Annotated in this window: 23 protein-coding genes and 1 pseudogene; 9 read left to right on the top strand and 15 right to left on the bottom strand. The window is 55.2% G+C overall.

What is annotated here, in order from left to right; translation table 11 throughout:
* Positions 1-231 precede the first annotated feature (231 nt).
* Positions 232-483, top strand: a pseudogene (locus tag ACXAET_RS20545) (IS6 family transposase); the annotation flags it as partial.
* 49 nt (positions 484-532) lie between these two features.
* Here the strand turns inward: ACXAET_RS20545 and ACXAET_RS20540 are convergent.
* The 3 genes from ACXAET_RS20540 to ACXAET_RS20530 all read right to left on the bottom strand — a co-directional run bounded on the left by ACXAET_RS20540 (position 533) and on the right by ACXAET_RS20530 (position 2,726).
* A complete protein-coding gene (locus ACXAET_RS20540) occupies positions 533-1,216 on the bottom strand; it encodes an IS6 family transposase (RefSeq protein WP_475189917.1) in 684 nt (227 codons plus the stop codon).
* Positions 1,217-1,795: 579 nt separating this feature from the next.
* The gene (locus ACXAET_RS20535) at positions 1,796-2,332 is read right to left on the bottom strand and encodes an AAA family ATPase (RefSeq protein WP_475189912.1); all 537 of its coding nucleotides are present in this window, start codon (positions 2,330-2,332) and stop codon (positions 1,796-1,798) included.
* A 31-nt stretch (positions 2,333-2,363) separates the two neighbouring features.
* Positions 2,364-2,726, bottom strand: coding sequence for a GFA family protein (locus ACXAET_RS20530; RefSeq protein WP_475189906.1), 363 nt, complete (start codon positions 2,724-2,726; stop codon positions 2,364-2,366).
* Between ACXAET_RS20530 and ACXAET_RS20525 the strand changes: the two genes are divergently transcribed.
* The 3 genes from ACXAET_RS20525 to ACXAET_RS20515 all read left to right on the top strand — a co-directional run bounded on the left by ACXAET_RS20525 (position 2,637) and on the right by ACXAET_RS20515 (position 4,573).
* On the top strand, positions 2,637-2,984 hold the full coding sequence (locus tag ACXAET_RS20525) for a hypothetical protein (protein ID WP_475190219.1): 348 nt from the start codon (positions 2,637-2,639) through the stop codon (positions 2,982-2,984). The two genes, ACXAET_RS20530 and ACXAET_RS20525, sit on opposite strands and share 90 nt — an antisense overlap.
* Entirely contained in the window at positions 2,977-3,972 is a 996-nt protein-coding gene (locus ACXAET_RS20520; protein WP_475190185.1) for a TniB family NTP-binding protein, read from the top strand. Before ACXAET_RS20525 ends, ACXAET_RS20520 begins: the two co-directional genes overlap by 8 nt.
* A 247-nt stretch (positions 3,973-4,219) precedes the next feature.
* Complete coding sequence (locus ACXAET_RS20515; RefSeq protein WP_475189901.1) at positions 4,220-4,573, top strand: hypothetical protein; 354 nt, start codon at positions 4,220-4,222, stop codon at positions 4,571-4,573.
* A gap of 158 nt (positions 4,574-4,731) precedes the next feature.
* Here ACXAET_RS20515 and ACXAET_RS20510 read toward each other — a convergent pair whose 3' ends face one another.
* Genes ACXAET_RS20510 through ACXAET_RS20500 form a run of 3 tightly spaced genes read right to left on the bottom strand, consistent with a single transcriptional unit; the run spans position 4,732 to position 6,928 of the window.
* Positions 4,732-5,199, bottom strand: a complete 468-nt coding sequence (locus ACXAET_RS20510) for a dienelactone hydrolase family protein (protein ID WP_475189895.1) — start codon at positions 5,197-5,199, stop codon at positions 4,732-4,734.
* A gap of 27 nt (positions 5,200-5,226) precedes the next feature.
* Positions 5,227-6,390 (bottom strand): PAS domain S-box protein, encoded by a 1,164-nt coding sequence (locus ACXAET_RS20505; protein WP_475189889.1) that lies wholly within the window; start codon positions 6,388-6,390, stop codon positions 5,227-5,229.
* A 43-nt stretch (positions 6,391-6,433) separates the two neighbouring features.
* Complete coding sequence (locus tag ACXAET_RS20500) at positions 6,434-6,928, bottom strand: putative pterin-binding protein (RefSeq protein ID WP_475189884.1); 495 nt, start codon at positions 6,926-6,928, stop codon at positions 6,434-6,436.
* Between the two features lie 155 nt (positions 6,929-7,083).
* Here ACXAET_RS20500 and ACXAET_RS20495 point away from each other — a divergent pair, with 155 nt between their 5' ends.
* Positions 7,084-7,701 carry a response regulator gene (locus ACXAET_RS20495; protein WP_475189878.1) on the top strand — a complete coding sequence of 206 codons (618 nt, stop codon included), beginning with the start codon at positions 7,084-7,086 and terminating at the stop codon, positions 7,699-7,701.
* Between the two features lie 976 nt (positions 7,702-8,677).
* Here ACXAET_RS20495 and ACXAET_RS20490 read toward each other — a convergent pair.
* Entirely contained in the window at positions 8,678-9,556 is an 879-nt protein-coding gene (locus ACXAET_RS20490) for a LysR substrate-binding domain-containing protein (RefSeq protein ID WP_475189874.1), read from the bottom strand.
* A gap of 98 nt (positions 9,557-9,654) precedes the next feature.
* Between ACXAET_RS20490 and ACXAET_RS20485 the strand changes: the two genes are divergently transcribed.
* Both ACXAET_RS20485 and ACXAET_RS20480 read left to right on the top strand, forming a co-directional pair.
* The gene (locus ACXAET_RS20485) at positions 9,655-10,359 is read left to right on the top strand and encodes an SDR family oxidoreductase (protein WP_475189870.1); all 705 of its coding nucleotides are present in this window, start codon (positions 9,655-9,657) and stop codon (positions 10,357-10,359) included.
* Positions 10,349-10,603 (top strand): DUF6552 family protein, encoded by a 255-nt coding sequence (locus ACXAET_RS20480; protein ID WP_475189863.1) that lies wholly within the window; start codon positions 10,349-10,351, stop codon positions 10,601-10,603. The genes ACXAET_RS20485 and ACXAET_RS20480 overlap by 11 nt, the downstream gene beginning before the upstream one ends.
* 248 nt (positions 10,604-10,851) lie before the next feature.
* Here the strand turns inward: ACXAET_RS20480 and ACXAET_RS20475 are convergent, their stop codons facing one another.
* The 8 genes from ACXAET_RS20475 to ACXAET_RS20440 form a co-directional block, all read right to left on the bottom strand.
* Positions 10,852-11,562 carry a M48 family metalloprotease gene (locus ACXAET_RS20475; RefSeq protein WP_475189857.1) on the bottom strand — a complete coding sequence of 237 codons (711 nt, stop codon included), beginning with the start codon at positions 11,560-11,562 and terminating at the stop codon, positions 10,852-10,854.
* Positions 11,563-12,072: 510 nt separating this feature from the next.
* Positions 12,073-13,455 carry an FGGY-family carbohydrate kinase gene (locus ACXAET_RS20470; protein ID WP_475189854.1) on the bottom strand — a complete coding sequence of 461 codons (1,383 nt, stop codon included), beginning with the start codon at positions 13,453-13,455 and terminating at the stop codon, positions 12,073-12,075.
* On the bottom strand, positions 13,452-13,766 hold the full coding sequence (rhaM, locus tag ACXAET_RS20465) for an L-rhamnose mutarotase (RefSeq protein ID WP_475189850.1): 315 nt from the start codon (positions 13,764-13,766) through the stop codon (positions 13,452-13,454). The genes ACXAET_RS20470 and rhaM overlap by 4 nt, the downstream gene beginning before the upstream one ends.
* On the bottom strand, positions 13,766-14,749 hold the full coding sequence (locus ACXAET_RS20460) for an ABC transporter permease (protein WP_475189845.1): 984 nt from the start codon (positions 14,747-14,749) through the stop codon (positions 13,766-13,768). Before ACXAET_RS20460 ends, rhaM begins: the two co-directional genes overlap by 1 nt.
* Entirely contained in the window at positions 14,746-15,729 is a 984-nt protein-coding gene (locus tag ACXAET_RS20455; RefSeq protein WP_475189840.1) for an ABC transporter permease, read from the bottom strand. The genes ACXAET_RS20460 and ACXAET_RS20455 overlap by 4 nt, the downstream gene beginning before the upstream one ends.
* Positions 15,730-15,740: 11 nt before the next feature.
* Positions 15,741-17,273, bottom strand: a complete 1,533-nt coding sequence (locus ACXAET_RS20450) for a sugar ABC transporter ATP-binding protein (protein WP_475189835.1) — start codon at positions 17,271-17,273, stop codon at positions 15,741-15,743.
* 67 nt (positions 17,274-17,340) lie between these two features.
* Complete coding sequence (gene rhaS, locus ACXAET_RS20445; protein ID WP_171097125.1) at positions 17,341-18,339, bottom strand: rhamnose ABC transporter substrate-binding protein; 999 nt, start codon at positions 18,337-18,339, stop codon at positions 17,341-17,343.
* A 38-nt stretch (positions 18,340-18,377) separates the two neighbouring features.
* Positions 18,378-19,178: a DeoR/GlpR family DNA-binding transcription regulator gene (locus ACXAET_RS20440; RefSeq protein ID WP_475189829.1), complete on the bottom strand. Its 801-nt coding sequence runs from the start codon at positions 19,176-19,178 to the stop codon at positions 18,378-18,380.
* A gap of 187 nt (positions 19,179-19,365) precedes the next feature.
* On the opposite strand from ACXAET_RS20440, the gene ACXAET_RS20435 reads away from it, so the two are divergent.
* Positions 19,366-21,468, top strand: coding sequence for a bifunctional rhamnulose-1-phosphate aldolase/short-chain dehydrogenase (locus ACXAET_RS20435; protein ID WP_475189825.1), 2,103 nt, complete (start codon positions 19,366-19,368; stop codon positions 21,466-21,468).
* 12 nt (positions 21,469-21,480) lie between these two features.
* Complete coding sequence (locus ACXAET_RS20430) at positions 21,481-22,719, top strand: L-rhamnose isomerase (RefSeq protein ID WP_475189819.1); 1,239 nt, start codon at positions 21,481-21,483, stop codon at positions 22,717-22,719.
* Positions 22,720-22,977 lie beyond the last annotated feature (258 nt).

Here is a 22,977-nt window from a genome sequence, read left to right as displayed (position 1 = left end):
GTTGTTCGATTTCCCATGTTCGCATTCGGACGTAGGTGACATCAATGAAGTCATCTTCGATCAATCAGAAGCGCCACAGGTTTCCATCTCAGATCGTCGTACGCGCGGTATGGCTGTAGGTTCGTTTCAATCTGAGATTGCGGTAGGTGTTCTATTGCAAACTTTGAAGATTGACGCTCGAGAATGCAGAGAGTGAATAGCCGCTGGTGTTCATCAGCCGAAAGACTACGCATGATTTCCTTCAAGGGCGCGCAATACCCGAAAGATGTGATCCTATTCGCAGTGTTCTTTTACGTTCGATATGGTGTTTCATACCGTGACATGGAGGAAATTATGGGTGAGCGTGGTGCTTCGGTGGACCACACAACATTGAACCGCTAGGTAACAAGATATTCCGGCGCAATTGCTGAGGCCGCGCGTCGTCACAAAAGATCCTTCAACCGTTCTTGGAGAATGGACGAGACTTACATCAAGGTGAAAGGATGTGTCGCAAACTTTTGGAATGGCCAAACCAGCGACTTATCGGACACACTCATCCTGCGATCTCGGCAAATAGCCGAAAGCCAGATGTCGTAGTGCTGGGGAATTGCTGCTTTCGGATCATGTTGGCGACCTCAATGCCGTCCAAAGTAGCCGACGCGGATCTGAACGATTTGAACCCGCACATGTGCCGCACGCGACGCTTGATAAACCGATGATCCTGCTCGATCAGGTTATTCAAATACTTTGACCTGACTGTTTGAATTTTGGTGGGGCAACCAAACCGATTAAGGATTTTGTTCACCTCTCGAATGCCCGCTGCGTTGGCTCCACTTTTGTCGATGACGATCTTGCTCCGGATTCCATTTAAAGACAGCGCTTTGGCAAAGAACCTGGCTGCTGCTGGGCGTTTCCTCCGCTCAGACAGCATGAAATCAAGGGTATTTCCTGCCTTGTCGACGGCCCTGTAAAGGTACATCCAATTGCCGCGAACACGAACATATGTCTCGTCCATGCGCCAGGAGCTCAGCGTTGGGCGTTTCTTCGATTGCGCTCTTGCTGCGATCATCGGTGAATACTTCACAACCCACCTGTTGAGAGTGGCATGGTCCACCTGAAGGCCGCGTTCTGCCAGGATTTCTTCTAAGTCCCGATACGACACCGTGTATCGCAGATAGAAGTACACAGCGTACAAAACTGCATCCTTGGGGAAATGACAGCCCTTCAATGAGATCATGTTCAAACAACCTGTTCGAAAACTATTCGACGAACACAAACCTCAGATCACGCATGCTCGTCAACTAGACCCCAGAGTTTGCGACACATCCGCTTTATCCGATTGGTGGGCATGGGCATCACAACGGGCAAGTGTCAACAACTCTGATCCCGGCCTGCCAGTCAACCACGTTGCCTAAAATGATTATTCGCCCAGACCGATGTGTTGGGTACTTTCTGGGCTGATGGCTTATTCCAAGCCTCGTAGTTCTAGAGTGAAGAGCCGCGAGTTACCTGAAACCCGAACATCAAGTGTGTCAGGGCTTCGAATTGTGTTGATAACAATGGCAGAATGCCTCAGCGATGGTTCTCAAGCTCAGATACGAAGATGGACAGCACCGTTGGATACCTAGGCGCCTATCTTGAAGCTGCATTGACGATTTCCGAAGCCGTAGAAATCTAAACACGCAGGCCGGCTTCGCCATCGGCCCATAAGAGACCTTGGTTGCCCACCACCGATGCTGCGGTCGCAGCCCGCATTGCCGCCATTCGCTGCGGGTGCAGAGTCGAGAGCATGACGACTTCTAAGCGGACCACTGGTCTAAGCTGCACCGCACATGCTCAGAACGAATTCAACGCGCTGTTGCACTGATACTCTTGGCAGCTCCGTTCTCAAGTAGCCAAGCGTATCGAGTGCGAGCACAATGCGGCGATGCTCCTGAAGTGCTTCACTGAAGTCGTGCCTGCGCTCAGCGTCCTGCGTAAAAAGATCCTTCCATGGAGGGGCTACGAAAACGTGCTTTGCATATTGCCGCGATGTTCCAAGTGTTTCTGATAGGTCGGGTCCACCAGAACTCGTTAAGGCAACCGCAGCATCAACTAAGCCGCGATCAAAGAAGACCCAACCTTCTGACTCACGCGCTGCGTGCAAGTCGGTCCTTGCAACCTCAACGGCTCGCAAGGCGAATGCGTGCATGTTCACCCACGGCAAAGCGTGACCCGCGCGGGCCAGCTCATCCGCAACGATCCGTCGACCAGGCTCTGGCACCGTAGTGTGCCCACGTTTGCCGAGCGCCTGAAGCAAAGTCGACTTTCCCCCACCAGAACAGCCTGTCAGCAAAATCAGCTTTTGTCCCATCACTGTGTCCCAAGACCAATTCTGTGTCGCGTTACCGCTCATTCTGAGGAAGGCCGTCTGCGATCTCGTAGTAGTCCCCTTTTTCGGACACAAAGATATGCATCGCGAGAGACGTATGCGTTGCTCCATCGAACATGCCCATAGCCACAGCCGTCCAGTCATGTTGGATCGGATCCCAGAACAGTGTTGATCCACAGATGCTGCAGAAGCCCCGTCGCACCTTTTCAGATGATTGGTACCAGCGCACTGCATCCTCGCCTTCAACCCGAAGTGACGTCCGGGGAATGTCGATGGAGGCCTCAAAATGACCGGAATGCTTGCGACATTGCTGGCAGTGGCACGCCGTGGGGCGAGGCAGATCACCTTCGACGACAATCCTTACTGCGCCGCACACTCAGCGCTTGAACGAGAGCTTTCGCCTCGGCTGTCTTTGGGGTTCGATCCAGACATTGCCTCCGACACGAACGCTCCGATTCCGGATCAGGGCACCGGATTCCTGTCGGATGAAATTCCCTACCTTCCCGGTCCGCTGCCCGAGGAAGAACCAATACTGCCAGAGGAGGACGAGAGGGAGTGGCTCTTCAGTGACGAGCTGGACGGCGACGGCGATCAGAGCGGATCAGACGAGTCCGAGGAGAAAGACGATGAATAAACACGCCAAGAAGTTTCAGTTTGACAAAATCATTCGCAAAACAGTGCAAAGCTTGAGGCAGCTCTACATCCCGCTATCAGAATACGACAAGCTAGATGCGCGTTTTGGCAGCATTCTTGAACAGCGACGCGCCGATGAGGCCGATGGTGTCGCATTCCAAGCTCGAAGCATCATGCTGGTGGGGCCGTCCGGGAGCGGAAAAACTACTGCCGTTCGGTATCTCAAGCATAAATACAGGCACGCGCTGGCGACGGACCCGGAGAAGGAATTCTGCGAGTTTGTTGACCTTCAGGTGCCAAGCCCGGCAACTATGAAGTTCGTTGGTGCAGCTACGCTTCGGGCGCTGGGATACCCCTACGCTGGCAACAAGCAAGGTCCGGCGATCTGGGATCAGGTCAAAGTGCAACTCAAATTGCGGCGGACGCTCTTTCTTGGTTTCGACGAGGCGCAAGATTTGGCCCGTTACCAAACCGAAAAAGAGCGCCAGTCAGTGGTCAACACCCTGAAGTCCCTGATGGAGAACTCCGTCTGGCCGGTAGGACTGCTGCTGTCCGGGATGCCGGATCTCAAGAAAATCGTAAACCAGGATGCGCAGCTCGCTCGGCGGGTTGATCCAATAGAATTCAAACGATTGCACGCGGTGCGCGATGTCGAGCATGTCATCAAGATCGTTCAAAGATACGCTGATCGGGCGCAGATCGATGTAGATGCTTCGGTTAGGAACGAAGCCTTTGCCATGCGTTTGATTCATGCGGCGGACTATCAGTTTGGGCTTTTGGCCGAGATTGTTGTCCTCGCGGTTTCGAATGCGCTGTTTACAGAAGGGTTCGAAGCAAAACTGAGCATTCGGCATTTTGCTGAGGTCTACAGCGAACGGAATGGAGCTGAAGCCTGGATGAATGTCTTCATCGCCGAGGACTACGGGCGCATCAATCCAAGAAAGCTCCTGGACGACGGAGACGGGCCTGAAGATGGAGAAGACGCATGAAGCCCCTGCTGAGCCCAATTCTCCCCTTCACAGAAGGGGAGACCCCGTCAAGTTATGTAGCTCGTTTGGCCCGGCTTTACAGGAGCACGCCACGTGATTTCTGCTCGGATCTGGTAACCAGAGAGGCCCTGCAGCCCGGGCAGTCTGCAGGCAACGGATCGTAACAAGTATTTAAGGAGCGTAGGCCGCTGTCAGTTTTTTCTAAAGGCCAACTACAAGCAACTGTTAAACTACGAGGTGAAGAGACATGATTGATGGTCGAAATGATCTTTTTGAACGGCTCAATCCAATTTGGGAGGCCGTGGTTAAGTTGGGCGAGAACGCCCCCGAACTCAGTAAGAAGACCTATCTCAATGAGATGAGGGGTGAAGTGGACAAAGCACGGACCGCTTCATTTGGGACTGAAAATAGTCCGGATCGGTGTGACGAAAAAGTAGCGGAGGATCCTGAGGCTCAGTTCAAGATGATTGCAGTTGCCTATGCCACCGGAGACATGGATGAGGTCGATCAGGTGATAAGCTATCTTGCTTTTATACGTCGTATGAAAAAACAGGGCATTTATGAATTGGGGCACTGGAGTGATGAGGACTCAGATGGGTGACGATACAACCAGAGATCGCTTCACATAACACCCATTCGGAGACGTTCTCACTTTGTTACGACGCTGACATTCATGCGTTGATTGTGAAAACCTGCCATTTGAGACGTGGTTCGAAGACGACCGCAGTGCGGACTTTTCTGCCATTCGGGGCGGTCTTATCAAAGTCGGCTTTCGATACGCCGGGTGTAGTCGCTGACAATCTCTTCCCAAAGAGGTGGCCAAAACATCACCCAGTGGCCATTAAGTTGGCCTGGGACAAACACAACATGGACCTCGCTTTGGGCTCCCATTTCCTCCATTGCGGCGATGTTCGACTGGGAATGCTCTAAGCTGTAAAATGTGTCGTTCTCACCATAAATCGACAAAACCGGGCCGTCGAAGTTTCCAACACGCCGAAAGAGTGTAGGATTGATTTCGGGGTCACCAAAGCCCTCTCCCATCCATCCTCCAACGAAATTGATGACACCTGCGGTGTTCTCCGGATCGTTTCCGGCCTGCATGAGAGCGACAACGCCCCCGCGAGAGTAACCTGTTAGAAGGATCGGTCCTGAACTCACATCAGATCGTTGCCGCAAAGCCCTCAGAGCGGCGTTTGCATCGATTAAGGCGCGCTCAGCGCCTGCCATCGATAACCGTGTTTCCGGCGAGTATCCTTATGACCGATCTGCGGCCATAGTCTTAAGCAGATCAAGCACACCCAGGATACCGTTCAGGGGGGTGCGCATTTCGTGGCTCATCACTGTCATGAATTGTGATTTGGCCTTGTCCGTCTTCTCGGCTCGGTCGCGGGCATCAATCAGCTTCTGCTCGTTGATCTTACGCTCGCTGATGTCACGGATGTAGGCAATGAACTTGGTGTCATCACCATCATGAGTAGTTGTAACGTTTAATTCGACCGGGAACTCTTCGCCACTTTTGCGCAAAGCGGCAAGCTCGATACGGCCGGCATCAACGACACGTGGCGCGCCCGTTTCTAGGTAACGCTTCATGCCATTGTGGTGCGCATCGCGCATACGCTGTGGGATGAAGGTGTCCTCCATCGTCAACCCAACAATTTCGTCTCGGGTCCAACCAAAAACACGCTCGGCCGAAGCGTTGAATTCGATAATACGTCCGGAGCTATCTGAAGTTACAATCGCATCTAGTGATGCAGCGACGGTCGATGCAAGTTGCTTTGACGATGCAGATAGAGCCGCGTCCCTGCGAACGGAGCGCTGCAAAAGTCGATCCATGAAGAGTAACAGGAGTGCCATAAGGATCAGTAAAGCGACTGCAATTCCCCCGGTTCGAGACAATTGGCCGGCCAATTCAGCGCGACGGGCTTCGGAACGCTCGGCAACTATCCGGACACCCAGCAATGCGAGCTCTCGAACAACAGGGCGAACGTCACGAACCAAGCGTTTCAGCTCAAGTAGATCAGTTTTGTCCAGTGGCTCGGACGAATCCAAAATTGCAACGGCATCGTCCCCAAAGACCTCGATTTGCTCAATCAATTCTGCCGCTTCGCTAATGTCACCATAGATTTCGCGAGCCCGCCCAGAATTGACAACGTTCAAACGACTTAAGGCAATATCTGCACGCAACTGTAATTGGTCAGAGAAGCCTGTCTGTGCAGCAATTTGCTCGGTTAGAACGGCGTCGAGGTTCGCAAACTCGATATCAAGCTGCGAAATGCTCCACTGTATGTTGTCTTCATCAGCACTCGACAAGTCGCGTACCTGTGTTAACAGGTTCGAGACCATTGTTGCGAACAAGATGATCAACAGGCAGATGCCTGCCAATACCAAGAGACGGTATCGGTTCAACTCTGGCTTCAATTGCAACCTCCTGCTTGAGGTCACCGTAAGCACACTCAGCTTGCTAATCTACGACTTTCAAATGCTTAAGCTGCCATACGCTGAACGTGTAGATCGTTTCAGCCCGGTATTTGGGATCCTGATCGTATGGGAAAACAACCCAATACGGCCCCTTATCCCTAACAGACATCGTCTCGCCATCCATGCGAGTGGCGATGATCGGAGCGTCGTTTTCAAGTTCAGCCAGTGGCATCGTGACCTTGTAATCGTTTAAGGCCACTATCTCGATACTGGTGCCGTCTGTGTTCAATTCGGTAAGCAGGGCTTTTAGCGGCACACCCGAGAACGTAACTTTATCATCTGTCCAGATCGTTGAGGTGCTGAATGTCACCTGGTCCATTGCGTCAAGATCTTGAAGGCTGAATTCGACGGTTGCGGAGTTAGAGCCTGATGTTGTTACTGCCAACGTCATCTCTGCCCGAGCTGTGGCCGGAGTGACTAAACTCAGCAATAGCATGAACAGCACGACGTAAATTCGCGAGTAGTGTTTTTGTGCCATTGAATAGACTCCGGGTCAGGTAAACTAGGTTATAACTATTGATCCCCCACGGTCATCAGAGCATTGGCATAGGCAACTATACCAAAGTATAGTTCCGTCATGATTTGGCCTGATTTTTTGGTTGTGAATGCGTTCAGCGTAAGGACACTGTGGACATGCCTAATATCCTCTTAGCTGACGACCATGATCTGGTCCGCGACACAATCGCGGCCTATCTGGAAACCGTAGACGACTTCAAAGTTCAAACCGCTGCCAATTTGGAAGAAGCGTTGGAATTGATGCGCGGTCTGGATTCCATCGATCTGCTGATCCTCGACTATCACATGCCGGGAATGGACGGTTTGAATGGCCTCAGTCGCGCTCGTCAGGCCTTTCCTGCGACTAAGGTTGCACTGATGTCAGGTGTCGCCAACCGGGAGGTTGCCAACAAGGCAATGGAGAACGGTGCAAACGGGTTTATTCCCAAGTCGTTGAAAGCCGTGTCGCTGGTCAACGCCATCAAGTTTGTACTGTCAGGCGAACGGTATTTTCCCTTTGATTTCGGACAGGCAGATGAGCCAGTGGTGTCATCTGGCGTTTTTGCCACCCTGTCCGGCCGGGAGATGCAGACGCTGGAACAGCTCTGCATCGGCCTCTCCAACAAGGAAATTGCCCGAAACCTAGGAATCCAAGAGGTTACGGTAAAGCTGCATGTAAAAAACGTGCTGGCAAAATTGGGCGTTTCCAATCGAACGCAAGCCGCGCTACTGGCGAAAGAGAAGCAGTTGTTCTAAACGGCAGAACAAACGCCACAACAGGTTCTATCTTTTCTGTTTCAAACTCGCATTTGGTTGCTTGGCGAATTTCTCATTCCACTAAAAGTGCCCTGTGTTGCGCGCGGAGTCTAAATAGACTTCGAGCTTTGTCCTGCCGACCAATAAAAGGAGAGCAACGACGGTTGAAAAGGACACTCGGGTTTTATGGCAGATCTTTGAGTCGCAAATGGTAAGGGTTACGCGAAAGAAACAACCAAGAATTAGCAAATTCAATAGCTTAGATTTTGCCTAATGGCAAAACTATGTGTCGCCCGACATTCCTGTTGAACGTCACACGAACCTGACCCAACCGTCACAGTTGGACTAGAAACGGGGTGAACGTTCGACATTAGAAGGCACCCCCGATGTTGGACATCAGTTGAATTTGACCTTTGCGTCTCAAACTGACCCAAATCTCCCATTTTAATTCTCCCGCTAAGAGTTTCGTTTGATCTGGCTTCCCTTTTGGGAAATCAGGGCTGATTTGCAGATCAGACAGCGAAGCTGCCTGTTTCTGCTGATCTGCCACGTGGCGAACGCGGGAGCGGGCGAGGCAATGCTATTCGACAGGGGTGGTGCGGCCCGCAGGCTCAGCCGAGGACACGGTGTTGTCTAATAGGGTTGCCCGAGGGGGAGGGCAGCGCCCTCACCCTGATGGCCAGAGGCGTTTGGCTTGTCTAAATCCCGCTGGCCCCAAAAATAAGCACGGCAGTGCAGCCCGCGCCGGTACTTATTGCGCCAGAACGCGTTGTTATTCTAATGAATCGGGCTGGTTCCAGTCGTTCGCTGCAAGCGCAAAAAGAACAAACCGAAACAACAGAAGCGGCCGTTAGGGTCGGCCGACTACGCCCAAATCCGAACCGGATGTTCGCTGCACTGCTGTTGATCGTCTCACATGCGGAAAAAGCTACCATTCGCCCGAATGATGCGAATGACTGCTTTACATTCAAGGCACTTAGGTATCTTCGGCAGAGCGCAACTTGAGCCACGCCACAACGTTGGCCACCGACTCATGGTTTTTAGTGGCTCGCGACATGAGGACATAGAAGTCATTTCTGCCCACGTCCCAGGCTGCGCCAACCTCGACCAAGCGTCCGGCTTCAATGTCATGAGCTACGAGAAACCGGCTTACCAAGGCCACGCCTTGTCCAGCGATGGCTGCGTCGACCGCAAGTGACGTTTGGCTCAAGCGGAGGTCACGGGGAGACTGGTCCTCGACGCCTAATTGCGCAAGATAGCTGGGCCATAGATCATGGGTGTCATGGATCTTCGGCAGTTTAGTGAGGGTTTCTGGATCAAGAAGATTACCGTCTTTGGCCGCGAATTTTGGCGCGGCTACCGCGATGAGCGATTGCTTGAACAAAAGCGTTACGTCCAGTGAAGCGCCGAAGGGTGGCGACCCTTGGCGCACTGCAAGTTCTATCCCGTCGCTATGAAAGCTCGAGACTTTCTCAGTGGCCATGATCCGCAAATCAATATTCGGGTGTGCTGCCGAAAAATCCGGCAGGTTGGGGATCAACCATTTTGCAGCGAAAGTCGGGGTGACGCTGATAAGGACTTTGTTCGGCTCTGGCTTCAATTCGGCCGTTGCGGATCGAAGGTCTGCGAACACGTCAGCGATCCGTTTGTGAAAGCTGCGTCCGACCGATGTAAACCGCAGGCCCTTCGGCACCCGTTCAAACAAGGCCACATCAAGATGCGCTTCGAGCTGACGCACGTGTTGTGCCACGGCCCCTTGCGTGACGCCCAATTCATCAGCGGCGGCTCGGAAACTAAGGCGACGGCCTGCTGCATCGAAAGCACGCAAACTATTGAGCGGGGGAAGGTCAGTCATTTTGCAATAGTATTTCTACTGTTATGTAACATCAATTCTCAATCGAACTTTCTCATTGAGCGAGCCATATAAAGTCTAATCATGAAAGGGCACTAGTTATGTCAGTAGAAAAAGTAGCTCTGATCACAGCGGGCGGCAGCGGCATGGGAGCGGATGCAGCCCGCAAATTGGCGGAAGATGGGTTCAAGGTTGGCATCCTGTCCTCGTCCGGCAAGGGTGAGGCGCTCGGCGGCGAACTCGGCGGCTTTGGCGTGACCGGCTCTAACCTAGACGGAGAAGCGCTGAACGCTTTGCTCGAAGGCGCGAAGGATCGTTGGGGCCGTATTGACGTCTTGGTGAACTCTGCTGGCCACGGACCGAAGGGTCCGGTTCTCGAAATCAGCGACGACGAATGGCATAAAGGGATGGAAGTCTACCTGATGAACGTGATCCGCCCGACAAGGCTTGTCACACCTACAATGCAGGCGCAGGGCGGCGGAGCAATCATCAATATCTCAACCTTCGCGGCATTCGAACCCGACCCTCTTTTCCCAACGTCGGGGGTATTCCGGGCCGGTCTTGCTGCATTCACGAAGCTCTACTCGGACAAATATGCGTCAGAGAACATTCGCATGAACAACGTCCTTCCGGGCTTCATCGACAGCCTGCCCGAAACCGAAGACCGCAAAGCGCGTATTCCCATGGGGCGTTACGGGTTGGCGTCGGAAGTGTCTTCTCTTATTTCGTGGCTCGCCTCGGAAGGTGGTGGCTACATGACGGGACAAAACCTGCGTATCGACGGAGGCTTGACCCGTGCAGTCTGATGCCTTGGTCCTTGGATCGCCGCGCGAGCGCCTTGTCTTCGCGGTCAAGTGGGGCGCATCCGCCGTTCAGATCATGGGATACACTGCAACGGGGTTTGGCTGGGCACCATGGAACCTATACATGTTTCTTGTCGGTGTCGTTGGTTGGTTCGCCGTTGGCGCACTATGGAATGACAAGGCGCTTATGCTTGTCCACCTTGTCGCGCTGGGCGCAATGATTGCTGGTATGGTTGGCGGCAGATGAGCAAAAGCAGCCATTCGAGCATTGTGTAGTATTCTGCGAAATTGGGCTCGAAACGGTCATATGGTGGTGCGGCATCGATCAAAGCCAGGCCTGACGGGCCAACGGTGAGGAGTGGCCTTTCCTGCCGTTAAACGCGACATGTGAATGCTGTAGTGCAGCTGATCGAACCTGCCATTCGCTGCCTGTGCGAGAGAGTAGATTGCTCGTACTCGCGCTTGACGGCCGTGCAAGTCATAAACTCAAATTGGTCAACGACCGATCTGGGCCATTGTGTCTTGCACCGCATAATATCGTTGAGCATTGGGAGGATGCGTCCCGAGAAACCGATCACCAGGATCAGGAACTCGTGCGAAGTAGAGCGCACCTTTGAGTGGATCATATCCCGCTTTGTAGGCTATAATCGTGCCTAGCCGATCAGCTTCCAGCTCGAAGTCTTTCGAATAGCTGCGACCACCGACAAAGGCTCCAAGGTCTTGTGCTGCGGCAATGTCATTCGGTCCAGTCCCGGCAATTGTTGCCAGACCCGCCAAAATAACTGCACCTGCGGCTGCGTTTTGAGCACGGCGCGCCAAATGGCCTTGAATATGGTGCGCGGCTTCATGCGCCATAACAAATGCAAGTTCATCGGCATTGTTCACATCACGTGTCAGCGCTTGGGTCATTGTGATAACGGGGCGTCCAGACTTGCTCAAACTCTGATACGCGTTTGAGGGTGCTTTTTTGTTTGGATCAATCCGGATCAAAAAGTCACAATTCACTCCCCGAGTTTGGCGGCGACATTCTCTTTCTGCGACGGGTTCAATTCGAGAGGCGACCTGCTGAAATCTCACTTGTGCCTGCTGTGAACTAACTTGTGCACTCGCGCGACCCGGATTTGGGATGGGTGCCGATGGCGGAGTCGCCGGTGACACGCATCCCGCCAGCAACAAAATAGCCAATACCAAGACAACCCGCTTCATTGACATACGTTACTACCCTTTTTGAGAGCCGGAATAGAGTTCGTAGTTGTCGATACATCGACACCCAGGTCCGAACCTTAGGGCCTGTCCAAATTGTTATTCAATAACAGAGGGGGTTGAGTACGATGACACCACGCTTCAGATACCGCCAAAATGGTAAGAACCGCAAATGACATTGGGCCGAACGCCCAACCGGTCCACGATCCCACCACTAACGATCTGAACCGCATTGAACGCCGCATCAAAGGCCGCTATTTCGGCTGGACGACGGCTTCAAATCTGTATTCGGCTTCCTAGTCCATGTTGGAACAAGTGGTTTGAGGCGAACCTCTTCTTTCGGCTCTTCGCCCGAATGCTTCGGCGCAAAAGAAGCTGTTGCTCCCGACATCGGAGCAAGCGCAGCATTTAGGCGGCAGATCCGTGTTGTTCAGATGAGGACGGCCCAAAGCCGCCATTTGCACCAGTCGCATCGAAGGTCTTATTCTTTAGCCCGGAGCGCACATCGCCCGGTCAGACTTTAGCAAGCCTGTGATTCCACGTGGCCGCATAACTCGAAAGAGCCTCGCTCATCCGTGAGTCAGTGACTGGAACTACGGGTATTTGGTTTTGTGGAAAATCACCCGGCGCCACGAGAAGGGCTGCTCCTTGGCTCGTTCCCGTTGCACTATTCATGGGCACCACGAACGAATGCGATGCCGCTCCAAGCATCGTCAGATACGCCACATTTCGAGCGAACGGTCCTTCAACAATTACTGGGCCGTCGTGACCAATGAGCTCAAGACAATAGGACGTGACCAAGGCAAGATAAAAGCCGACGGCGGCGCTTCGTTTCCCTGTCCCCAACGACGGCTCGTCCCCCACCCACCTTGCACGAGTCCCGGCAAACGGGCCTGTCTCGGACACGACAGCAGGCAAAAGCATGCTGCCGCTTCCCAGCACCTCTAACATGTCAGACTCCACAGCCTGAACAGCTGATCCTCCGAGAGCAATATCGTGTTCCCGTCCCCCCATGAAGCGGGCGGAAGGCACGGCATCACCAAATGCGTTCACGTTGACCAGTGTGTCGAATGACGGGTCCAAGGTCACCGATCGCCCCCCCACTGCCATAGCAATCACCCAAGTGCCGGTCGAGACCACGCTGAAAGGGGACTCTTGAGCGACGAGATGCGAGAGAAGAGAGGCGTTCGAGTCGTGAATGCCGCAATAGACAGGTGTTTCCACAGGCAGACCTGTATGTTGCGCGACCTCCGCAGTAACACTGCCCAGAATATCACCGGGTTTGCGCGGTGGCGCGATCTTGTCCGCGATACCCAGTTTGGCCGGCAAAGATGAAAACTGGCCTTTGTAGGGATTCCATAGGTCCGTATGGCAGCCCAGCGACGTGAAATCAGTAGCGAAGACGCCGGTTAGTCTGTGCGCCCAGAACTGAGGATAGGTCACGACGTGAGAGACGCGCTCCTTTAGCAGTGGATCGCGTGCAAACTGCCAATGAAGCTGCGCCCCCAGATTCAAACCCATTTTCAAACGGGGCGACCCTGTTTCTGAAAAAGGCGGCCTGATCGTGTCATAAGCCTTCGCGCATTCGTCCGGACCTGTGTGCTCGTAGTCGAGAATTGGCGCCGCAAGCGATCCATCCGCAGCGATCAAAGCGCCCGCTGCGCCGTGTGTCGTGATCGTGATGGCTTCGATCCCGTACTCCGCATGGAAGGACGCGAGCCTATCCAAGAGGAATTGCCAATGGCCTTCGACGTCGAAGTGAGGATACGGCGCGCCCGGCAGGACGGTATTTGGCCTGGTGACGACGGCAACTTCGGACAGGTCTGAACGCCGCACGAGCGCCAGTTTGGCATTTGTCTTGCCGATATCGATAACCGCGACGTGTCCGCTGGTCATGACATGTGAAAGACGTTTGTGAGCGGAACAGTGACCGGCTCATTGTTATCATGTGTTTCCATGATATCGGCCATGTGCGCCCACCACTTCTTCATGATGTCTTGGGACGGAAGATCATCCATTCCGTGATCGTCTGTGCGCCAGAGAACGCCAAAAAGGATATTCGTCGCTTCGTCGAGATGGATGGAATAGTCCGAGACCCCCACCTCTTTCAGAAGGGTCACAAGCTCTGGCCATATCTCGTCGTGGCGCGTCTTGTACTCGGCCTTCATCCCGGGATTAAGGTGCATCTTGAACGCATATTTCTCCATCACGCTCTCCACTTTTCCCAAAGGCGCGGCAATGCAATGACCCCGATCAGGAGGAGTCCGATCACAATAGACATCACGATGCCTGGTACGTTGAGCAGGCCAAGGCCGAAGGTGACCAGCCCCATTACGAAAGCCGCGATCACGACACCTGGGATCGATCCGGATCCGCCAAGGATGCTGACCCCACCCAGTACCACCATCGTCACGATCTCTAGTTCCCAACCGAACGCAATGGATGGGCGGGTCGAAGCCAGTCGCGAGGTCAGACAGATGGCAGCAACACCGGACATGAGCCCGGTCAACAGGAACAGGATGAATTTCACACGGGCGACGCGAATGCCCGAGAACTCTGCGCCGATCGCGTTGTTTCCTATGGCATAAACCGCCCGACCGAAGTTCGTTTTGTGAAGAATGACAAAGTATATGAGGGCGATGATGGCGAAGAGTACGAACTCAAACGAGATCACCCAGAACACGTAGCCCTGTCCGAAGAACGAGAAATCCGACGGGTAACCTCGATAGGCCTGATCACCGAGAGCGATGTAGCTGATGCCGCGAAAGAGGCTCATCGTGCCAATGGTCACCACGATGGATGGCAGTCCCATCTTTGTGACAAGAAAGCCGTTGAAAGCCCCGCAGATCAACCCGACACCGAGACCGATCAGTACCAGCCCCGGCGTGCCCACGCCAACCTGCACCGCGGCGCCCATGGCCGTCGACGCCAGCGCGATTATCGAGGCCACGGAAAGGTCGATCTCGCCGGCAATGATCAAAAGCGCCATCGCGAAAGCGATCATCGCCTTTTCCGTGAAGTTGAACGTCATATCGCTTAGGTTCCAAGCGTTCAGGAAATAGGGCGATGTGAAGCTGTTCACGATGAAAATCGCGATGGCGACAGCCAGCAGCAGAGTCTCCCAGCTCTTCAGACGCCGTTCCAGCGGCGATTGCAGACGATCCGGAATAAAGCGGGTGGTGTCGGTCATGTCGCATGCTCCGCGCGCTTGAGGATGATCCGGCCCTTCTCACGGTTCGCCTGTGCATTCAGGGCGACTGCGATGATGATCGCGCCTCCGGAAATTGCGAGTTGCCAGAAAGGAGAGATGTTTACGACCGGCAACGCGTTGCTGATGATGCCGAGGAACAACGCACCGAGCATTGCTCCGACAACCGTGCCGATACCTCCCATGATGGCGACTCCGCCGATAACACAGGCTGCAACGACGCTGAGCTCGAACCCTCCGGCGAGATCGACAAAGGCGACCGCGAAGCGAGACACCCAGAGATATCCGGTCAAACCCGCAAGCGCGCCCGAAATGGTGAAAGCCCAGAACTGGGTACGACCGACATCTATCCCGGCGTAAGTCGCCGCGTGCGGGTTGCCCCCGGCGGCATAGAACGCCCGGCCAAGGGTGGTTCGGGACATTACGATGGAGAAGAAAATGACTGCTGCGATGGCGATCCAGCTCATCAGCGGCAGACCAAGAAGTTCTGCCCGGGGGAAAGCCTTGAACGGATCGCTGAACTCGTGCGCGTTGATCCACTTGCCATCGGACAAGAGAAAGATCGTGCCACGAAAGATTGTCATCGTCCCGAGGGTGACAACGATCGGGGGGATCGCCAGCTTCCAGACAAGGACACCATTCACCATTCCAAGCAGTGCACCGAAGGCAACCGCGACGAAGATGATTATCGGCACAGGCAGCCCCGGCATGGCGACGTTGATCATTGAAACGACCATCCCCGTCAGGGCGAGGTTTGCCGCGACGCTCAGGTCGATACAGCGCGTCAGGATCACGATCATCTGGCCGATGGCCAACAGGATCAGCGGCGCGGTATCGTTGAAAACATTGGCCAGGTTCGATGGCGTAATGAACGCGGGGAAGCGCGTGGCGATGATCGCGAGAAGAAGGGCGATTGCGCCGGTCAGCAGCACTTCGCGGGACATGAGGATTTGCTTCGGCATGGTTCGCACCTTTAGATTCCGGCCGCGTGCCGCACGAGTGTTTCCGGGGCCATGTCGTCGCCCGAAAGTTCCGCGGCAATCCGGCCCTCGCGCATGACGATGACGCGATCAGACATGCCTAGAACCTCGGGGATTTCAGAGCTGACCATGATGACCGCCAACCCTTGAGCGGCCAGTTCCGCCATGAACTCGTGCACCGCGGCCTTGGACCCGATGTCGATGCCCTTGGTTGGTTCATCAAGGATGATGACCTTTGGCTGGGTGGCGAGCCACTTTGCGATCACAACCTTCTGTTGGTTGCCGCCGGACAGATTGCCCACGTCGGTGTCCAGCGAGGCTGCACGCAGGTCGAGCCGTTCAGTGTATTCCCGCGCAAGCTTGAATTCCTCAGCCAGCTTCAGAAAACCATTCTTGGAAGTACGGCCAAGCGATGGGAGCGTGACGTTCTGAAAAATCGGAAGCGCTGTAATGGCGCCCTGTCGGCCCCGATCTTCTGGCACATAGACAATGCCCTTACCAACCGCGTCGGCAGGGGAGCGAATGATTTCTCGCTCGCCGTCGATGGTCACTTCACCGGCCGAGGGACGGGTTATGCCAAAGAGCGATTGCATGAACTCTGAACGCCCCGCGCCCACAAGACCGTAAAAGCCCAAAATCTCTCCACGGCGCAGACTGAAACTGATGTCCGCGAACTCGGTGGGGTGTTCATAGCCTTCGACCAGGAGAATCTCGTCACCGGTATTGTGCTCCCGGTCGGGAAAAATCTGGCTGACATCCCGGCCCACCATCATCTTGACGAGCTCGGCCTCGGTCACATCGGCGATCGCGCCGTTCCCGACGAGCGCACCGTCCCGGAAAACCGTGTAATCGTCGGCGATACGGAATATTTCATCGAACTTGTGGCTGATAAAGAGAATGGCTTTGCCCTGAGATTTCAGTTCCTCGACCAGCTCATAAAGCTCTTCGATTTCTTTCTGGCTAAGCGCGGCGGTCGGCTCGTCCATGATCACCACACGTGCGTCGATCGATAGCGCACGGGCAATTGCCACGAGGTGCTTGTTCGCGATGCCAAGGTCTTTGAGTTTCGTTCTGGGATCGATGTTGGCGCCGATGCCCTCAAGAATTTCGCGGGCCCTGTCCATCATCACAGAGGTATCGATTAAGCCGAAGCGCCCTCGTGGTGCGTGGCCGAGAAACACGTTCTCTGCCACCGACAATTCGTCGAAGAGGACCGTTTCCTGATGGATTGCGGTGACACCCGCGTCGCCAGCGTCCTGTGCCGTCGGAAACCGAATGGGCGATCCATCGATTTCGATTTGGCCGCCGTTCGGCTGATAGATGCCGGTCAGGATCTTGACGACGGTGGACTTTCCGGCGCCATTCTCTCCAACCAATGCCGTGACCTTGCCCGGGAAGAGTTCTAGCGAAACCTCAGACAATGCGGTGACGCCCGGAAACGTCTTTGTCACTCCGTTCAGCGCAAGTGCCGGCATATCGTTTTCAGCGCTGGCGGGCTCGGACTTTTTCTCTGCTTCCATCAACATCAGGGTCAGCTGCCATTTCGGAGGAATGTCGGCGCAGCGGTCATGCTGCGCCGATCAACTTCGACGATCAGAAAATGTCTTTGAACTGATCGATATTGGACGCGTCGTAGGTGAACGGATCCGACATCGCGGCGGCGTTCGTGTCATCGAGCGTGACAGAACCCATACGACCCGTCGGGATTTCCGCGCCCGGTTCAGCCGTCGCGGCACCCGCGGCAAGAGCGTGCGCGATCATCGTTGCCGAATAGCCAAGGTCGATCGGGTTCCAGATGGCGAAGCTCTCCGTCGCACCAGACTCGACGCAGCCAGCCATCTCGGACGGCAAGCCAAGTCCGGTGACGTTGATCTCTCCGATCTTGCCAGCGTCAGATACGGCCTGGCACGACGCAAGAATGCCGACCGTGGTTGGCGCGATGATAGCTTTGAGATCCGGATAGGATGCCATAAGGCCCTGTGCTTCACGGTAGGACTTGTCGGACAGGTCATCGCCGTAAACCGTGGCGACCAGCTCGATCCCCTCGTAGTTCGGGAGCACCTCTTCCGCGGCTGCAATCCAGGCGTTCTGGTTTGTCGCGGTTGCAGATGCCGACAGGATAGCCACCTGGCCACCATCGGGCATGTGGTCGGCGGCAAGCTTGATGATTGTGTTTCCGATCAGCGGGGTCGAAGACGGGTTCAGGTGCATCATCCGACCTTCTTCGTTGACGCCCGAGTCCCACGAGATAACCGTGATGCCGCGCTGCATAGCCCGCTGGAGCGCGGGCGAGACAGCATCTGGGTCATTGGCGGAAATCGCGATGGCGTCGACACCTTGGGCGATCAGCGAGTTGATGACCTCAATCTGGCCTTCAGCGGTGGTGTCGGTCGGCCCGGTATAGATGATCTCGACGTTGCCAAGCTCAGCCGCCGCTTCCTCAGCGCCTTCCGCAGCTGCTTCAAAAAAGCCAATACCCAGTGCCTTAACCACGAGCGCGATACGCATATCGTCTTGTGCGTGCACAGCACTTCCGGCCAGCATTGCGGCTGCTATCGCGGTGCCGCCAAACAGTCTTCTGGTAATGCTCATGGATAATCCTCCCCGTCGAGCGATAGTGAATGGTTCGCTTAAGTCGAACCGGTTTCGGCCGCGGCATTCCCTTCCGCCACGATCAGTTTGATTTCAGCGGCTTCCAGCATCGCAGCAGTGCGATCCGAGATCCCCGCATCGGTGATGACAGTGTCAATTCGATCCAGCGGACAGAGCACGAGGCTGGAGCGAGCGTCGAACTTGCTGCTGTCGACCAGAACGATCAGCTCGTCCGCTTGCCCCATCAATTTTTCCTCAGCCTGGATGAGCAACGGATCGCCCTCCATCAGACCCAGTGGGCCAATGCCCTGAGCACCCATGAACATGCGACGCGCATAGAAGTTGCGCGTGACGTCATTTTCAAACGGGGAAAGAATGATGTTTTGCTCGCGGTAAATCGCACCACCTGGCAGCATGACCGTGTTCTTCGAGTGCTTGAGCAGGTGCTCGGCAATCGGAAACGAGTTGGTGAAGACCTGCATCCGCCTGTTGGCCAGCGGGTGCACCATCTGGAAGGTCGTGGTGCCCCCGTTGATGATGATCGGGTCGCCATCTTTGCAAAGTTCGACCGCAGCTTGTGCGATCGCCTGCTTTTCGTCTATTCGTATTGTTTCATTCACTGCAAACGTCCGCCCCGCGAGGCCGACGAATTGTGGCGGTGCAATCGCTTCGGCACCCCCGCGAACACGGCGCAGCTTTTTCTGTATGTGAAGCGTGGAAATGTCGCGACGAATGGTGGCCTCGGACGCGCCGGTTAGCCCGCAAAGATCGACAACGCTGGCGAATGGGCGATCCTGAACCGCCGACAAGATTACAGTATGACGCTCAGTTTCGTGCAATTTTCGCCTCCCTTGGTACTCCACGATGTCCAGATTCGCATCATCTGTCAATCAATTTCAATCACTTTCAGTCATTCTGCAATGCAGCATGATTGAAATTGATCGTTAATGATTGACAAAACAACGCATCTCGCTCACCCTCATCGACAACGCACATCCGAATTTTGGACGCAGCCGGGAGGGCCAGATGTTGAAGACCTTAGAGAAACAACCACTTGAGAACCTCTGGGACAACTGTGCAGCAGCAACGATGAGCGAGTCGGAAAAGCTTCTCTATCGCTCCAATCTCTTGGGCTCGGACAAGCGCATCACCAACTACGGCGGCGGCAACACGTCGGCCAAGGTGATGGAGCAGGACCCGTTGTCTGGTGAGGATGTCGAAGTCCTCTGGGTCAAAGGCTCGGGCGGTGACATTGGTTCCATCAAGATGGACGGGTTCGCGACGCTTTACATGGATAAGCTGGTCGCGTTGAAAGGTCTCTACCGCGGCGTCGAGTTCGAAGACGAGATGGTCGGATACCTCCCGCACTGCACGTTCAGGCTCAACCCGCGCGCGGCCTCGATCGATACACCGCTCCACGCTTATGTCCCGCAGAAGCACGTCGACCACCTGCACCCGGATGCGATCATCGCCATCGCCGCTTCGAAGAACTCAAAAGAACTGACGCAAGAGATATTCGGCGACGAGATCGGCTGGCTACCATGGAAAAAACCGGGCTATGAACTCGGGCTCTGGCTGGAAGACTTTTGCAAGAAGAACCCAGATGCCAAGGGCGTGGTGCTTGAATCGCATGGCCTTTTCACTTGGGCGGATGACGCCAAGGAGTGTTACGAGCTATCTCTCGCGATCATTCAGAAAGCGACGGACTGGTTCGAGGCCAAAACGGCTGATGTCGCGGCTTTCGGCGGAGCGGTTCACAACAGCCTTGCGCCAGCTGACCGCCGGGCCGTAGCCGCGCGCCTGATGCCCGCGATCCGCGGAATGGTTTCAGGCAAACAGCACATGGTTGGCCATTTCGATGACAGCGAAACCGTCCTCGAATTCGTGAATGCCAAGAATATGCGACCGCATGCTGCGCTCGGCACGTCGTGCCCCGACCACTTCCTTCGGACGAAAATTCGTCCGCTGGTCGTGGACTTTGACCCGGCAGAGAACAATGTGGACGCCGTTCTTGAAGGCCTGCCATCTCAGGTCGCCGCCTATCGAGACGACTACGCCGCCTACTACGAACGCTGCAAGCACGACGACAGCCCGGCGATCCGAGATCCGAATGCGGTCGTCTACCTGGTTCCCGGCGTCGGCATGATCACGTTTGCCAAAGACAAGGCCACTGCGCGCATTTCGGGGGAGTTTTATGTCAATGCCATCAACGTGATGCGCGGCGCGTCATCTGTCAGTGAATACGTTGGCCTGCCCGAACAGGAAGCCTTCGATATCGAGTACTGGCTGCTTGAAGAAGCCAAGCTACAGCGTATGCCCACGCCGAAATCGCTCGCCGGACGCATTGCGCTCGTCACTGGCGGAGCCGGCGGCATTGGTGCGGCTACTGCGGAACGCTACCTGTCCGAGGGGGCCTGTGTCGTCCTGGCCGATATCGACGCGGACGCCCTCGGGTCCGTCGAAGAGAACCTGAAATCCCGCTACTCCGATGATGTCGTTCGTAGCGTCCGGATGGATGTCACTGATGAGAACGCCGTTTTCGCGGCCTTCGCCGAGACAGCCGTCGAGTTTGGCGGCATCGATATCCTCGTCTCGAACGCTGGTATCGCTTCGTCTGCCCCGGTTGAAGATACTTCGCTCGCGCTTTGGAACAAGAACATGGAAATCCTGTCCACGGGCTATTTCCTTGTCAGTCGCGAGGCGTTCAAGGTTCTGCGGACTCAGGGTATTGGCGGCTCGATCGTCTTCATCGCTTCGAAGAACGGGCTCGCAGCCAGCCCGAATGCGTCAGCCTATTGCACCGCTAAGGCTTCCGAAATCCATCTGGCGCGCTGTCTTGCGCTTGAAGGCGCTGAGGCCGGCATCCGTGTCAACGTCGTCAACCCTGACGCCGTCCTTCGTGGGTCGCGCATCTGGGAGGGTGAGTGGCTCGACCAACGCGCGTCGACCTACGGCACCGACAAGGGTGGTCTGGAAGAGATGTATCGCCAGCGTTCGATGCTAAAGCGTTCGGTCCTGCCTGAGGACATCGCCGAGGCGGCCTATTTCTTTGCATCGGACAAGTCCGCGAAATCAACTGGCAATATCGTCAATGTCGACGCCGGCAACGTTCAGGCCTTTACGCGCTAGGAGAAGAATCTTATGACCTACGAAAGCGCAAAGGCAGTTTTTGCCGATTGGGGCACCGATACTGAAGCAGCGCTTGACCGGCTTGCTACGATCCCGATCTCGATGCATTGCTGGCAAGGTGACGACGTGGTGGGGTTCGAAACCCGTAGCGGCACCTCTGGAGGTGGTATTCAGGCGACAGGCAACCACCCGGGCCGCGCCCGAACACCGGATGAACTCCGAGCTGACCTCGAATTTGCTTACGGTCAAATCCCCGGCACACACAGGCTTAACCTGCACTCCATTTACCTCGACACGGACGAAACGCCCGACCGCGACGAAATCGAATACCACCACTTCGCCTCTTGGGTCGATTGGGCCAAGGATCAGGGCATTGGTCTCGATTTCAATCCGACTTTCTTCGCGCATGAGAAAGCCGACGACAATCTCACCTTAAGCCACCCTGACAAAGGCATCCGCGACTTCTGGGTCGAGCATGGCCGTCGCACGCGCAACATCGCGGCAAAGATGGGGGAGGAGCTTGGCTCTTCGGCTGTTAACAACATCTGGGTACCAGACGGCTACAAAGACATCCCTGTGGACCGTATGGCAGCGCGTGCGCGCCTCGAGGCATCGCTCGACGCCATGTGCGATGAGAAACAAGAGCCCGCAAAGATGGTCGACGCGGTCGAAAGCAAGCTCTTCGGGATCGGGGTCGAGGCCTGTACGGTCGGCAGCCACGAATTCTACATGGGTTATGCGATCCGCAAAGGCACGCTTCTCTGCCTCGACATGGGGCATTTCCATCCCACCGAGAACATCGCGGACAAACTCAGTGCGGTCGCCCTCTCGCTTGATGAAATCCTCCTTCACGTCTCGCGCCCCATGCGTTGGGACAGCGATCATGTGATCCTGCTGAATGATGACATTCAAGCAATGGCGAACGAACTCGTGTTCGCCGACCTGCTTGACCGGACACGCATCGGGCTCGACTTTTTCGACGCAACGATCAGTCGAACGGCTGCTTGGGTGATCGGGACACGGAATATGCAGAAAGCTTTGCTGCGTTCCCTGCTCATGCCGCAGGCTGAGCTCAAAGACGCGGAAGCAACGCTGAATTTTACAAAGCGTCTCATTTTTACCGAAGAGCTCAAAGACCTGCCTTATGGAATAGTCTGGCAGGAGTTCTGCGAAAGGCACGACGCGCCTTACGGCCTGGCCCTTTCAGGCTCGTTGGAGACCTATCAGGCGAGCGTGAGCGGACGCGGATAAGTTATGTCTGTGCCCAAAGGCAGCTTCGTCTGCCATGCGGACCTCCAATACGACCGAAATCGAGCGACCATAGCGAATGGCGGCTATGCGGGCTGCCACTGCAGCATCCGGACGATGCGCTGAGCGTCCGGTGTGGGCCGTCCGCGTTTCTCCATACGGGGTGAAATGCCGTCATTCGCAGCAACACCGAAAGCAACTGGCCCGATCTCTGGTAACGGTCGTTTTGCGGGAACTGGAACTTCCGTTGCTCGACGCCTA

Source organism: Ruegeria sp. AWH4_226 (assembly GCF_056159225.1).
This window is presented reverse-complemented; position numbering and strand designations above follow the sequence as displayed.